Annotated in this window: 10 protein-coding genes; 9 read left to right on the top strand and 1 reads right to left on the bottom strand. The window is 74.5% G+C overall.

Going from position 1 to position 13,766, the window contains the following annotated elements; genetic code table 11:
• The first annotated feature begins 178 nt into the window (after window positions 1–178).
• Genes ACEQ2X_RS06985 through ACEQ2X_RS06950 form a run of 8 tightly spaced genes read left to right on the top strand, consistent with a single transcriptional unit; the run spans window position 179 to window position 8,321 of the window.
• Window positions 179–2,560, top strand: a complete 2,382-nt coding sequence (locus tag ACEQ2X_RS06985) for an EAL domain-containing protein (protein WP_370325074.1) — start codon at window positions 179–181, stop codon at window positions 2,558–2,560.
• A gap of 1 nt (window position 2,561) precedes the next feature.
• Window positions 2,562–4,559 carry an ATP-binding protein gene (locus tag ACEQ2X_RS06980; protein ID WP_372530546.1) on the top strand — a complete coding sequence of 666 codons (1,998 nt, stop codon included), beginning with the start codon at window positions 2,562–2,564 and terminating at the stop codon, window positions 4,557–4,559.
• 21 nt (window positions 4,560–4,580) lie between these two features.
• Entirely contained in the window at window positions 4,581–4,805 is a 225-nt protein-coding gene (locus ACEQ2X_RS06975; protein ID WP_370325072.1) for a type II toxin-antitoxin system CcdA family antitoxin, read from the top strand.
• On the top strand, window positions 4,802–5,209 hold the full coding sequence (locus ACEQ2X_RS06970) for a type II toxin-antitoxin system VapC family toxin (protein WP_370325071.1): 408 nt from the start codon (window positions 4,802–4,804) through the stop codon (window positions 5,207–5,209). The genes ACEQ2X_RS06975 and ACEQ2X_RS06970 overlap by 4 nt, the downstream gene beginning before the upstream one ends.
• Window positions 5,209–6,294 (top strand): DegT/DnrJ/EryC1/StrS family aminotransferase, encoded by a 1,086-nt coding sequence (locus tag ACEQ2X_RS06965; RefSeq protein WP_370325121.1) that lies wholly within the window; start codon window positions 5,209–5,211, stop codon window positions 6,292–6,294. Before ACEQ2X_RS06970 ends, ACEQ2X_RS06965 begins: the two co-directional genes overlap by 1 nt.
• Window positions 6,287–7,303 carry a Gfo/Idh/MocA family protein gene (locus ACEQ2X_RS06960; protein WP_370325070.1) on the top strand — a complete coding sequence of 339 codons (1,017 nt, stop codon included), beginning with the start codon at window positions 6,287–6,289 and terminating at the stop codon, window positions 7,301–7,303. The genes ACEQ2X_RS06965 and ACEQ2X_RS06960 overlap by 8 nt, the downstream gene beginning before the upstream one ends.
• A complete protein-coding gene (locus tag ACEQ2X_RS06955) occupies window positions 7,300–7,914 on the top strand; it encodes an acyltransferase (RefSeq protein ID WP_370325069.1) in 615 nt (204 codons plus the stop codon). The genes ACEQ2X_RS06960 and ACEQ2X_RS06955 overlap by 4 nt, the downstream gene beginning before the upstream one ends.
• 38 nt (window positions 7,915–7,952) lie before the next feature.
• On the top strand, window positions 7,953–8,321 hold the full coding sequence (locus ACEQ2X_RS06950; protein WP_370325068.1) for a hypothetical protein: 369 nt from the start codon (window positions 7,953–7,955) through the stop codon (window positions 8,319–8,321).
• Window positions 8,322–8,324: 3 nt separating this feature from the next.
• On the opposite strand, the gene ACEQ2X_RS06945 is transcribed toward ACEQ2X_RS06950, so the two are convergent.
• Window positions 8,325–11,177, bottom strand: coding sequence for a cell wall-binding repeat-containing protein (locus ACEQ2X_RS06945; RefSeq protein ID WP_370325067.1), 2,853 nt, complete (start codon window positions 11,175–11,177; stop codon window positions 8,325–8,327).
• Between the two features lie 180 nt (window positions 11,178–11,357).
• On the opposite strand from ACEQ2X_RS06945, the gene ACEQ2X_RS06940 reads away from it, so the two are divergent.
• Complete coding sequence (locus ACEQ2X_RS06940) at window positions 11,358–13,745, top strand: cell wall-binding repeat-containing protein (RefSeq protein WP_370325066.1); 2,388 nt, start codon at window positions 11,358–11,360, stop codon at window positions 13,743–13,745.
• The last annotated feature ends 21 nt before the right edge of the window (window positions 13,746–13,766 follow it).

Raw genomic sequence — 13,766 nt, 5'->3', positions numbered from 1 at the left:
GGTTCTGGGCATGATGAGACCGGATCTCATAGCCTCAGGGTGTGAGATCCCGACCGGCAGTCGCTCAAGGCCGACGCACCGTAGGTCGATGCACCTGGCGATGGGTCGGCCGTCGACGTGTCGAGAGGGGCTCCGCGGACGTGGTGAAGCAGAGGTGGTGAGGCAGAGCCGGTGGTCGGTGCGCACGTACCTCGTGCTGATCGTGGCCACGGCTGCCGTCGCGGTGCTGGCCGCCAGCGCCTACGGGTTCGTGTGGACCGATCGGACCACCCGCGCCCAGACCCTCGACGACATGGCCGTGGTGACCGGGCAGGCCGCAGAGGCCGTCACCACCACCGTCGACCAGTCCGTCCAGATCGTCGACGGCCTCTTGGCGCAGCCGAACCTCGTCGACGGCCTGGTCCCGAACGACGCCTGCAGCCTGGCCACCCAGGGCGCCGGGGTCTTCCCGACCCTCCGCCTCGAGCTGGTCACCGCCGACGGGACGATCACCTGCACCTCCACCGACGACCCGGCGGCACGCGAACCCGGCGTGCACGCCGATCAGGCGTGGCTGGCGCAGGTGCTCGCCGCCGACGGGACGACCGTCGTCTGGGACGGCGTCGACGGGCTGACCGCCCGTCCCGTCGTGGCCGTCGGCGCCCCGCTCGGGCCCGACGGCGATCCCGCGGGCGTCGTCGTCAACCTCATGTTCGTCGACGAGACCGCCACGGCCATGACCGAGGTGCTCCCCGGCGCTGGCGACGCGGTCGTCACCGTCGTCGACACCGAGCGTCGGCAGGTCGTGTCCGCCTCGCCCGCCAGCCCGATCGGGGTCGGCGACGGTGTCGACGACGTGCCCCGCAGCCCGCGCGGCGACTGGCGCGTCGACGCCGGCGAGCGGCTCTACCAGGCCACCGCCGACGTGGGCGGCACGCCCTGGGCGATCACCGCGGCGGTGCCACGCGACGTGGTCGTGGGGATCGCGCGCGACGTGCTGTGGCGCGAGATCCTGGTCGGCGTCGTCGCCCTCGCCTTCGTGGCGCTGGCGGCCTTCGTGCTCGACCGCCGGGTCGCCGCCCCCCTCCGCCGCATCACCGCGGCGGTCGTGGCCGGCAGCCGGGATCCGGCGAGTGCCCACGTCGACCCCGGCGGCACGGCCGAGCTGACCGAGCTGGCCGCCCAGGTCAACGCCATGCTCGACATCCGGGCCGGCCACGAGGCGCAGCTGCACCACCGGACGACCCACGACCTCGAGACCGGGCTGCCGAACGCCACCGCGCTCCTCCACGCCGTCGGCGCCGCGCTGGAGGACCCCGAGGCCCGGCACGGCGCCTCGCTGGTCGCCATCGGGTCGAGCCGCATCGGCCTGGTCACCCAGAGCCGCGGGTACGCCGCCGCTGCCGCGCTCCTGGCCGAGGCCGCCGGCCGCCTCGGCGCGGTCGTCCCCGCCGGGGGACTGCTGGCGCGCGGCCACGACGACGTCCTGGTCGTCCTGCTGCCGGACGCCGACGGCGCGGCGGGCATCCGGATCGTCTCCGCCGTCCAGGAGGCGTTCGAAGCGCCGTTCCTCGCCGGCGCCGTCGACCCGGACGCGGATCCCGACCCGGCGATGTCCGGCGTCGCCGTGCAGCCCACGATCGGGGTGACCCATGGACGCGGACCCCACGCGGCGCCGGACCACCTGCTCCGCGACGCCTACGCGGCCCTGTCGCACGCCACGCGGACCAGCCAGCCCTGGGTGGTCTTCGACCCCTCCATGACCGCCTACGCCGCCGCCCACCTCGAGGTCGAGCGGGACCTGGCCCTGGCCCTCGAGCGCGACGAGCTGTTCGTCGAGTACCAACCCGTCCTCGACGTCGACTCCGGCCGGATCGTCGGCGCCGAGGCGCTGGTCCGCTGGCGCCACCCGGCCCGCGGCGTCGTCCCGCCCCTCGACTTCATCGGCGTCGCCGAAGCCAACGGCCAGATCCTCGACATCGGCCGGGTGGTGCTCCGCGACGCCTGCCGGCAGGCTGCCGCCTGGGGGGCGGCCGGCCACCCCATCAGGGTCTCGGTGAACGTCGCCGCCGCGCAGCTCCGCGACCGCGACCTGCCGAGCGAGGTCGCGTCGGTGCTCGCCGAGACCGGCGTGCCGCCCACCCAGCTGTGCCTCGAGATCACCGAGTCCTCGGTCGTGGGCACGTCTGCGCAGGTCACCCGCGACCTCCACCGGCTCCGCGACCTCGGCGTCCAGATCGCCATCGACGACTTCGGCACCGGCTACTCCTCCCTCGCCTACCTCCACACCCTCCCGGTGGACGAGCTGAAGATCGACCGCTCGTTCATCAGCCGTCGGGGGACCGAGGACGCCGACCGGCACATGCTGGAGGCGATCACGTCCATGGCCCGCGCCCTCGACCTGGGGGTCGTGGCGGAGGGCGTGGAGACCGCCGCGCAGCTCGAGACCGTCGCCGCGCTCGGCTGCGACCGCGTGCAGGGGTTCCTGCTGGGTCGTCCGGCCGCGCCGGAGGCCCTGACCGCTCGGCTGGTCGAGCGGCGACGCGACCGGGGCGACGTGCCCGCGGGGGTCCGTGCCTGACGTGGCGCTGGGGCTCGTGGCGGGCCTCGCGATCGGCCTCGCGCTCGGCGTCCTGGCAGCGGTCGTCGTCGGGCGGGCCCGACGTGGCAGCGACGCGGGGACGGCGGGGGAGGGGACGACCGCGCCGGGGGCTCCTCCACCCGAGTCGCGGCTCGCCGCGACGCTCGAGCGGATCAGCGACGCGTTCTACACCGTCGACCGGGACTGGTGCGTCACGTATGCGAACCGCCAGGCCCTCGCGATCCTGACCGGTCGCGGCCAGGACGTCCTCGGCCGGAACTTCTGGCACTCGTTCCCGCACCTGGTCGACACGCCGCTGTACCACGCCTTCCACGCGGCGATGGCCGGCGACGAGCCGGTCGTGCTCGACGAGTGGTGGTTCCGGCCGATCGACCGCTGGTTCACGCTGCGGGTCCACCCCTCGGATCACGGGCTGTCCGTCTACTTCCGGGACGTCACCCGCGAGCGCAGCGACCGGCTGGCGCTGCAGTCCCACGGGGCCAAGCTGAGCGAGCAGGCCGAGCTGCTCGACAAGGCCAGCGACGCGATCATCGTCAGCGACCTCGACGACCGGATCACGTACTTCAACCGCCGTGCCGAGCTGCTCTACGGCTGGACGGCGCGGGAGGCGATCGGCCAGTCGAGCCGGGCGCTGCTGCACGAGGACGTCGACGTCTACGACGACGTGCGCGCCACCGTCCAGCTGGAGGGGGAGTGGGCCGGCGAGCTCCACCAGCACGACAGCGCCGGCGAGGCCATCGTCGTCGAGTCCAGCTGGACCCTCGTCCGCGACGACGACGGCGAGCCCCGCTCGATCATGGTCATCAACGCCGACGTGACCGAGCGCCGCGCCTTCGAGCAGCACCTCGCCCGCGTCCAGCGGATGGAGTCGATCGGTGAGCTGGCCGGGGGGATCGCCCACGACCTGAACAACGTGCTGACCCCGGTGATGATGGCCGAGCCGATCCTCCGCCGCGGGGAGACCGATCCGGTCAAGCTGAAGGTGATCGACCTGATGGCCGGCAGCGCCCGCCGCGGCGCGGACATCGTCGGGCAGATCCTCACGTTCGCCCGGGGGGTCGAGGGGGAGCGCGTCACCGTCGACGTCGACGAGTTGCTCGCGGAGGTCCAGCGCTTCGCCGACGAGACCTTCCTCAAGTCCGTCCGCACGACCCGCGACGCCGACCCGGACCTGTGGCCGGTCGTCGGCGACCCCACCCAGCTGCACCAGGTGCTGTTGAACCTGTGCGTCAACGCGCGGGACGCGATGCCGAGCGGCGGGCAGCTGTCGCTCTCGGCGGCCAACGTCGTGGTCGATGCCCAGGCCGTCCGGAACAGCGACGTCGCGACGGGCCGCTACGTGAGGCTGGCGGTCAAGGACGAGGGGAGCGGCATGCCCCCCGACGTCGTCCAGCGCATCTTCGAGCCGTTCTTCACCACCAAGGGCCAGGGGCAGGGGACCGGACTCGGCCTGTCGGTGACGGCCGGGATCGTGCGCAGCCACGGCGGGTTCATCGAGGTCGACAGCCGCCCGGGGGAGGGCACGACCTTCGAGGTGCACCTCCCGGCCGCCCCCGACGGGTCCGCCGCCCAGGCGGCCGGCGCGGGCGAGGGGGAGGTGGCCGGCGGCGGCGAGGTGGTCCTGGTCGTCGACGACGAGGAGGTCATCCGCACCACGGTCGCGGTGACCCTCGAGGGGGAGGGGTACGACGTCCTGGTCGCCGGTGGCGGCGCCGAGGCGGCCGAGCTCGCGTCCCAGCGCGAGGACGTCGCCGTGGTGGTGACCGACATGATGATGCCGGGGATGGACGGCGCCGCGACGATCCGGGCGATCCGCGAGCACCTGGACGACGTCCCGGTGATCGCCTCGAGCGGCGTGCAGACCGCCATCTCCCGCGCCGAGCTCGACGACCTCGACGTCCAGGCCGTCCTGCCCAAGCCGTTCACCACCGCTCGCCTGCTCCGGACCGTCCGGGAGGTGCTGGACGGGACGGGGTGAGCGTGGGGGTACCCTGGGGGTATGCCCAAGGTCAGCGTCTACCTGCCCGATGACCTCTACGACCGGGCCCGTCGCGGCGGCCTCTCACTGTCCGAGCTGGCCCAACGAGCCGTGGAGCAGGAGCTCCGCGACCGCTCGGTGGCGAACTGGATACGAGCAGTTCGTGCGCGGCCGCGCCGGTCGACGGAGACCAGCATCGGGACCGGCGACCTCATGGACGCGGTGCGCGAGGAGTTCGGCGCATGATCGTCCTGGACGCGGCCGCCCTCGTCGACGTGGTTGCGGACAGGCCGTCAGGCGAATGGGTCCTCGCGGTGCTGGAGGACGAGGAGATCCATGCCCCGGCCCACCAGCCCGCGGAGGTGCTGTCGGCCCTCAGCCGCTTGGCGCGAGCGGGTGATGTGTCACATCGCGGGGCAGCGGACGCGCTCGACGAGGCGATGGGGCTGCCCCAGGAGCTGCACCCCGTCGACCGCCAGCTGTCGCGACGGGCGTACGAGCTCGGTGATCGGATCCGCGTCCTCGACGGCCTCTACGTGGCGCTCGCAGAGCGGTTGGGTGCGGCACTGGTCACCACGGACCTGCGCATCGCGAGGGCCGATCCCCCCTGTGCCGTGCGCCACCCCGCCGACCACGGGGGACAGCCGTGATCATCCACCTGTCGAGCCCGATCATCGGGGACGCCGAGCGGGGGGCCGTCGACCGCGTGATGGCGACCGGGATGCTCGCCCAGGGTGTGGAGGTGGAGGCGTTCGAGGCCGAGTTCTCCGCGTTCGTCGACGACCGGACCTGCGTGGCCGTCAGCTCGGGGACGTCGGCGCTGCACCTCGGCCTGCTGGCCCTCGGGATCGGCCCGGGGGACGAGGTGATCGTCCCCTCCTTCACCTTCGCGGCCACCGCCAACGCCGTCCGCCTGTGCGGCGCCGACCCGGTGTTCGTCGACATCGACCCGGCCACGTTCTGCGTGGACCCCGCCGCCGTCGCGGCAGCCGTGGGGCCCCGCACCGCGGCGGTCATGCCGGTCCACCTCTACGGGCACCCCGCCGACATGACCGCGCTGCGGGCGGTGGCCGACCGGTCGTCGCTGGCGCTGGTCGAGGACGCGGCCCAGGCGCACCTCGCGACGTGGGACGGCCGGCCGGTTGGCGCGCTCGGCGACCTCGCGATGTTCAGCTTCTACCCGACCAAGAACATGACGACGGGCGAGGGCGGGATGGTCGTCACCGCTGACGAGCAGGTCGCCCGGACCGTCCGCCTGCTCCGCAACCAGGGGATGGCCCAGCGCTACGCCAACGAGCTGGTCGGCTTCAACGCCCGCATGACCGACCTGGGCGGGGCGATCGGCCGGGTCCAGCTGACCCAGGTGGAGGGGTGGACCGCGCGCCGGCAGGCCAACGCGGCGCGGCTGGATGCCGAGCTGACGGGTGTGGTCGTGCCGCCGGTGGCCGCTGCGGCGACGCACGCCTACCACCAGTACACCGTGCGCAGCGGAGACCGTGACGCGCTTGCTGACCACCTGCGCGCCCGGGGGATCGCCAGCGGCGTGTACTACCCGACGCCGGTCCACCGCCTGCCGAGCTTCGGGCTGGACCTCGACCTGCCCGAGACCGAGCGGGCGGCGACGGAGGTGCTGAGCCTGCCGGTCCGCCCGGACCTGACGGACGACGAGGTGACCGCGATCGTGGAGGCGGTCAACGGTGTGGGTTCCGCGGGAGGGGTCGGCGCCGGTGGCTGAGCGGCTCCGCGCGGGCGTGGTCGGGCTGGGCGCAATGGGGCGGAACCACGCGCGGGTGCTCCGGTCGCTCGAGGGCGTGGACCTCGTCGGGGTCGTCGATCCTGCCGTCGCCGGCGATCCCGGCCAGCCGGACGTCGTGGACGGCGTGCCCCTCCACCCCTCCCTCGACGGGTTGCTCGACGCCGGCATCGACTGCTGCGTCGTCGCCGCCCCCACCGCCCACCACCGGGACGTCGCGGTCCAGCTGGCCGAGGCGGGGGTGCACGTGCTGGTGGAGAAGCCGCTGGCGGGGGACGTCTCGGCCGCGTCGGCCATCGCGGACGCCGTGGAGCGGGCGGGTGTGGTCGGCGCGGTCGGCCACATCGAGCGGTGCAACCCGGCCCTGATCGCCCTGCGGCAGCGCCTGGAGGCCGGCGAGCTCGGCGAGGTCCACCAGATCGCCACCAGCCGCCAGGGCCCGTTCCCCGAGCGGATCGCCGACGTCGGCGTCGTCCTCGACCTGGCCACGCACGACGTGGACCTGACCGCCTGGGTCGGGGGCTCGCCGTACGCGTCGGTGACCGCACTCACCGCCCACAAGGCGGGCCGGGCGCACGAGGACCTGCTGGCCGCGACCGGCCGGCTGGCGGACGGGACGGTGACGACGCACCAGGTGAACTGGCTGAACCCGACGAAGGAGCGGACGACCGTGATCCTCGGCGAGAAGGGCAAGTTCGTCGCCGACACCGTCACCGCGGACCTCACCTTCCACGCGAACGGCACCGAGCCGCTCCGCTGGGACGCGATGCGCACCTTCCGCGGCGTCACAGAGGGCGACGTCACCCGCTACGCGATCCCCAAGCGCGAGCCGCTGGTGGTCGAGCTGGAGGCCTTCCGCGACGCGATCCTCGGCGTCGACTCGACGGCGGCCGTCGTGTCGGTGGCCGAGGGGCTGCAGGCGGTGCGGGTCGCCGAGGCGCTGCTCGCCTCCGCGCGGACCGGGCAGACGGTCGAGGTGGTCAGGCCGTGAGCGCCTTCGTGCACGACGACGCGATCGTGGAGGACGGGGCATCCGTGGGGGAGGGGGCGAAGGTGTGGGGGCTCGCGCAGGTCCGGACGGGCGCTGTCGTCGGCGCGGGCTGCGTCGTCGGGCGGGGGGCGTTCATCGACGCCGGCGTCCGCGTGGGGGACCGGTGCAAGATCCAGAACCTCGCCCTGGTCTACGCCCCCGCCGAGCTCGCCGACGGGGTGTTCATCGGCCCGGCCGCGGTGATCACCAACGACCTGAACCCGCGGGCGATCACCCCGGACGGGGCGTTGAAGTCCGCGGCCGACTGGGAGCCCCGACCTGTCAGGATCGGGCAGGGCGCCGCCATCGGGGCCAGCGCGACGGTCGTGGCCGGGGTGTCGGTGGGGGAGTGGGCCCTGGTCGCCGCCGGGGCCGTGGTCACCCGCGACGTGCCGGCCCACGCGCTGGTGGCCGGGGTGCCCGCGCGCCGGATCGGGTGGGTCGGGCGGCAGGGCGTCCGCCTGACCGAGCGCCCCGACGGGACGTGGCGCTGCCCGGTCGACGGGTCGACCTACGTGGGCGACGGCGAGGGTCTGCGGCTGTGGACTGAGGGGATCGCCAACCCCCGCTGACCGGTAGCGTGGCGGCACGGCCACACGGGAGGTGCGCGGTGCCGGACGACGAGGACCTCGAACGACGGGTGGGGGCGCTCGAAGGCGAGATGCGGGAGGTGCGCGAGCAACTCGCGCACACCTCCGCGGATGCACAGGCTGCGCGGGTGCTCGCAGGTGGTGCCGATCGCGACGTCTCCGAGGTCCGGGCGGAGCTCCGGGCCCACATGTCGGTGCTGCAGGCGCTGCGGGAGACCCAGCTCGAGCAGGGGCGTGTGCTCGACGAGCACAGCCGGATCCTGGGTGAGCACAGTCGGATCCTGGGCGCGCACGGGGAGGTGCTGGGGCGTCACGACCGACGGTTCGCGAGCCTCCAAGGTGGCATCGACCAGATCATCGAGATCCTGACCGAGGACCGGCCCGAGTAGCCGTCAGCACGGCTGGACGACGAGCGGGGTCCGGCCGGTCGCCGACCCGGTGCGGCCGTCGGCGTCGGTCACCTGGGCGGTGACCCACCAGGTGCCTGGCGTCAGGCCACACGTCGTCCCAGGGGTCGTGTGCGGGGTCGCGGAGAACGTCGTCGGCGGGGTGATCGCCTGCCCGCCCCCGGCCGGCGAGGGAGCCGCGGTCCAGCGGACCGTCCGCTGGCCGTCGTCGGGGATGCCGGCTTCGCGGATCGTCAGCGGCGTGGACCCCGCGGCCGGCACGGCGCCGGTCAGGCGGATCCGGTCGACGCTCCACCGGCGGGCACCGGGGTCCTCGTTGGGGTCGAACCGGATGGCCGTGATCGGTGCGGCGGTCCACGCGGGGGTGCCCGGTTCGACGGCGTCGGGACGTCGCATGTCGATCGTGAAGCGGCGCTGGTTGTCGTAGGCCACGATCTCCGCGCCGTTGCGCCACGTCGCGCTGCCGGCGTGGCGGAACAGGATCCGCCCGTGGGCCCCGCCGCCGGGTGCGTCCTCCAGCCGCATCGGCCCCTCCAGGTCGAAGTCGATCGTGACCGTGTGCCAGCGGTTCGGGTCCAGGGGGCCGGCCATGGCCAGCTCGATCCACGGGTCGTTCCCGCCGTTGGTGGCATGCAGCACGCCGTCAGCCGTCGTGGTGGCGGAGGACACCCCGCCGATGCCGGCCAGGTCATCGGTGCCGGCCGGTCCGGGGCCGGGGGAGAAGTCCCACGGGTTCCCGCGGACCTCGGTGGCGTAGTCGGGGGCGGACTCGACCGACGGGGCGCTGATGATCGGCGCCGGTGGGGTGGCGAGTCGCACCGGTCCGTGGGTCGCGCCCGTGGAGGTGTGGATCCAGTAGTCGCCCGGCGGCAGCTCGTCGGCGGCCAGACGTCCGTCGACCAGCGGGCCGTGGTCCGGTGATGTCGGGTCGGTGTTGTTCGACGGGTCGTCGTCGCGGTCCCACGTCAGCTGCACCGCTGGGTCGGCGGTGACGGTGATCGCCTCGCCGGTCGGCGCCTCCACGAAGCGGACGTCGTCGACGCGGACCTGGGCGGCGTTCGCGAACAGGTACAGCTGGTGGAGGTCGCCGCCCCAGCTCGGCTGCGCGCCGAGATCGAGCTGCACGGTCTGCCAGCCGGCCGCCAGCCCGGCATGCACCCTCCCCTGCGTCGTCGGGTGGTTGATGCAGTTCCCGGTGGTGCAGGCACGCCACTCGAGGCTCATGCCGGCCGGCTCGCTGGCCCACACGCGGATGAGTGCGTGGCGGAACCGGTTCGCGTCGACCGGGTTGACCAGCCCGTCCGGGGCGATCGGCACCGCGCCGGGGAAGTTGGCCCACAGCAGCGGGACGGTCACGCCGGCCCGGTCGCCGAACGTCAGCACGCCAGCCGCGGCGTCGACGCGTGCCGAGCCGGCGTTGCCGCCGATCACCGGGTCGACCCGCGCGTCGATCGGTTGGGCGTAGTCCCACCGGTTGCCGAGTACGGCGGTCGCGAAGTCGACCCCGCCGACGGCCGTCCGCCGGTCGATGCTCACGGCCGGCCAGCGGATCGTGGTGGTCTGGGCCGTGCGGCCCGAGGCGACGACGCGGATCACGACCGTGCAGTCCGTCCCGGCGGGGGCAGTCGCCCGACCGCGGCCGTCGGGGCCGACCGTGGCGCAGCCGCCGTCGTCGACGACCTCGATCCGGCTGTCGGGCGTGCCGGGGGTGGTGACGGCGATGTCGGCGCCAGCCGGGAGGAACTCGCCTGGAGGAGGGGTGACGGCCACCTCGATCGCCGGCGGCATCCCGGCGGCGTCGCGGGCGGCGAGGCAGGCCTCGGTCGCGGTTAGGCAGGTGATGGTGTCCGGGCGCAGGTCCGCGATCGCGTCGCGGGTGGCGGCCGGCAGCTCCTCGCCGGCGCTCAGGAGGACGACGCCATCGGAGAGTGCGGCGGGATGCGCTGCGGGGAACCCGTCGACCCAGGCATCCGGGTCGGTCCCGTCGACGAGGAACACCGTCTCGGCGCCGTCCGGCCGGGCGGCGGTCGCGATGGCCGCGGCGGTCTCGGCCCGCTCGGCACCGGCGATGCGCTCGACCGGACGCCCGCTGGCGAGGTCCGCGACCGCGGCATCGCTGACCGCGGCGGTCCCCCCGATCACCACGACCCGGTCGGGGTCGAGGTCGCGGACTGCCTGTCGGATCGGCTCGCTGACGCGGTCCCCGTCGATCAGCAGCACCGGCCAGCCGGTCTGCGCGGACCAGGCGCCCGCCCCGATCGCGTCGATGAACCCGCTGGAGGGGTTGCCCGCGCTGCCACGGGCCCGGGCGACCAGCACCGCGTCGGGTCGGGTGTCGTCCGCCGCCGCGGCGGCGGTGGCGATCAGGGCCGCGGTCTCGGTCCGCTCCGCGCCGCCGATCCGGGTGGTGGGGACGCCGTCGGGCAGCTCGGCCAGGGCGGCGTCGCTGATCGCCGCGGTCCCGCCGAGGACGACCACGTCGGTCACGTCCGCGGCGCGGATGAGGTCGGCGACCCCCGGGCCGAGCGCGTCGCGGGTCGCGGGCAGCAGCATCGCGTCGTCCTGCAGCACCCCGGAGGCCAGGGCGTCCGGGAAGTCCGCCGTCGTGGTCAGCAGTGCCGTCGTCGACGGGGCGAGCGCCGCCACCTCCCGCATCCGCACCGCCGGATCGGTCGACGTGGTGGGCACGATCACGTCGTCGGGCACGGTGGTGATCCCGTCGTCCCGGCCGGACGCGCCTCGTTGGGCCACCGATCGGGGTGCGGCCGCCACCACGGCCGTCAGCGCGGCGGCGAGGACCACGACGAGCGCGATCGCGGACGGACGGGACGGGCGCATGCGGACTCCTCCATGGCCCCCAGGGCCGGGGCCGATGGAGGTGCCGTACCCTCCGTCACGCGCCACGAACCGAGAGTCGAGGAGGGCGGCGGGAAGGGCTGTGGGGGTGCGGGGTGGGTCCGGTAGGGTCGCCGATCACGGCGCGTCACGGCGGAGCGCTCTGAGAGGCGAGGAGACGGCATGGGAGACGGGCGACGGCGTGCGGTTGCGACGGTGGTGGGGGTGCTCGGCGTGCTGCTGGCGCTGGTCGTGCCGCCGGCGGCCGGGCAGGCAGACCCGCCGGATGCGCGGGTGGCCTACCTGGCGCACAGCGGCGACCGGGTGGTCGTCGACGACCTCGCCACGGGTGCGAGCGCGGAGTTCCCGATCGCCGGGGTGCCGTCCTGGTCGCCCGACGGGACCCGGCTCGCCAGCCTCGACGCGTCCGGTCGCCTCGCCGTGGCGGACGTGCGGGACGGTCGGGTCACCGAGCTCGCGACCGCGATCGCGCCGGCGCCCGGGGAGGTCGCGTGGCTCGACGACCGCTGGGTCGCGGTGATCACCGAGGAGGGGGTGCAGGCCTTCACCTCCGACGGGCAGGCGCCCGCCCGCCAGATCTGGCCGCTCGACTCCGCGGCACCCGCGGCCACGGTCTACCGGCCCGGGGTGGTGGCCTCTCCCGACCGGCGGTTCCTGGTCTTCACCGCCTGCTTCGGCGACATCGGCGAGTGCGACGTCCTCGTCGTCGACACCGACGGCGGGGTCCGCTACGGCCTGATCTACGGGAACGTCGGGTGGTTGCCGGACTCGCGGCTGGCGGTCACCGGGCTCGACGGCCAAGACGACGGCATCGTCGCCGTGGACCTCGACACCGAGGCCGAGGAGCGGATCCTGGACGACGGCCGGGACCGCAGCGGTCTCGGCGTGTACTCGATGCAGCCGGTGGAGGGGACCGGCGAGCTCCTCTTCGTCGACCGCCACGGCGGGCCGTCGGTGACCGTGCGGTCGACCGACGCGTCCGGCTGCTGCGGGTCGACCGAGCTGCCGCTGTCCCTCGACGTCATCACCGACGTGTCCGCGGACGGGCAGCTGGTCGCCGGCGCTGACGCCGATGGCTCCGCCGGCGTCCACGGCATCGGCGGCGGGGGCATCGCCCTTCCGGGTGGAGGGGGGACGGGGCACACCTTCGCCCCCGTGGCGGCGGGAGCCCCGCCGCCGCCTCCCGGACCGCCGCCGGTCGACGACCCCGACGGGATCGAGCGGCTCTTCGGCGTCACGCGCGTCCAGACGGCGATCGCGATCTCGCGCGACCTGTGGCCTGATGGCGCCGCGGAGACCGCCGTGATCGCCACGGCGGGGAACTTCGCCGACGCCCAGACCGCCACCCCGCTCGCCGCCGGACGTGGACCGCTGCTGCTGTCCGGCCTGGACGCGCTGCACCCCGATACCGCGGCCGAGCTCGAGCGCGCGGTCAGCCCGGGCGCCACCGTCCACCTCGTCGGGGGGACCGCCGTGCTGTCCGAGCAGGTGGCCGAGGACGTCCGGGCGCTCGGCTTCGAGGTCGTGCGCCTGGCCGGCGTCGGCCGGGGCGAGACCTCCGTCGCGATCGCCGATGCGGTCACCGACGACCCGCAGCGCATCTTCTTCGTCGACGGCGGCACCTTCCCACCCGGGATCCTCGCCGGGGCGGTCGCCGGCCCAGCGGCCGACGCGGTCGTCGTCTCCGGCGGCGCAGGCGTGGACTACGTCGCCGCCAACCCCTCCGCAGAGGCCATCCAGGTGGGCGACAGCGCCATGTGGTCCCCGGACGTCGACCGGGTCATCCCGGGTGCGGATCCGACGCAGCTGTCGATCGACGTCGCACGAACCCTCGACCTCGACCTGAGCTCGAGGGTTGCCGCCCTCGCGTCAGGGGAGGATTTCCCAGATGGGCTTGCAGGCTCCGTGCACGCGGCCGATCGGGGCATCCCGGTCCTGCTCACGCCCGGCGCGGGGATGCCCGCGGCGTTGGCGTCGTTCATCGAGGACGAGGGGTTGACGACCTTCGTCGTCTACGGCGGCCCGGTCGCGGTCAGCACCACCGTGACCCGCCAGGCCGTCGGCGAGCTGCCGCCGGACCCGGTTGGGGATGCGGTCGAGGGTGACGGTCGTGCCCTCGCCGGCGTGGCGATCGGCACGCCGGAGGACGAGGCGGTCGAGGCGCTCACCGCGGTGCTCGGCCAGCCGGACGCCGTGATGCCCGCCCGGCCGAGCGACCCGGCGCCCGCCAACCCGGTCGACGCCTGTGCCGAGCGGATCAGTCGTGTGATCTGGGGTGGACTCAGCGTCCAGTCCTACGAGGGGGTGCTGCAGCTGTGGGTCGTCGACGGGACGGATCCGGTGATCGCCACCCCTGCCGGTGTCACCGTCGGCATGACGGTCGCCGAGCTGCAGTCCCGCGTCCCCGGCGCGCAACCCCGGGAGCCGGAGGTCGACTACCTCTCGTGGTCCGCGGACCTCGGCGACGACACCACGGCGTACCTCTCGGGGCCGGAGGACACCGACGTCGTGACCAGCCTGCAGGGCGGGCGGTGGCCCTGCGGTGAGTGACCGGAGCGGACGTGGCCCGCG

Source organism: Euzebya sp. (assembly GCF_964222135.1).
Classification (GTDB): Bacteria; Actinomycetota; Nitriliruptoria; order Euzebyales; family Euzebyaceae; genus Euzebya.
Note: the sequence above shows the minus strand (reverse complement) of the source record. Positions and strands in the feature narration are given on the sequence as shown.

Excerpts from the sequence above, each read along its gene's own strand:
- ACEQ2X_RS06940 (WP_370325066.1), top strand. The coding sequence starts at position 11,358 with ATGGGAGACGGGCGACGGCGTGCGGTTGCGACGGTGGTGGGGGTGCTC.
- ACEQ2X_RS06975 (WP_370325072.1), top strand. The coding sequence starts at position 4,581 with ATGCCCAAGGTCAGCGTCTACCTGCCCGATGACCTCTACGACCGGGCC.
- ACEQ2X_RS06970 (WP_370325071.1), top strand. The coding sequence starts at position 4,802 with ATGATCGTCCTGGACGCGGCCGCCCTCGTCGACGTGGTTGCGGACAGG.
- ACEQ2X_RS06945 (WP_370325067.1), bottom strand. The coding sequence starts at position 11,177 with ATGCGCCCGTCCCGTCCGTCCGCGATCGCGCTCGTCGTGGTCCTCGCC.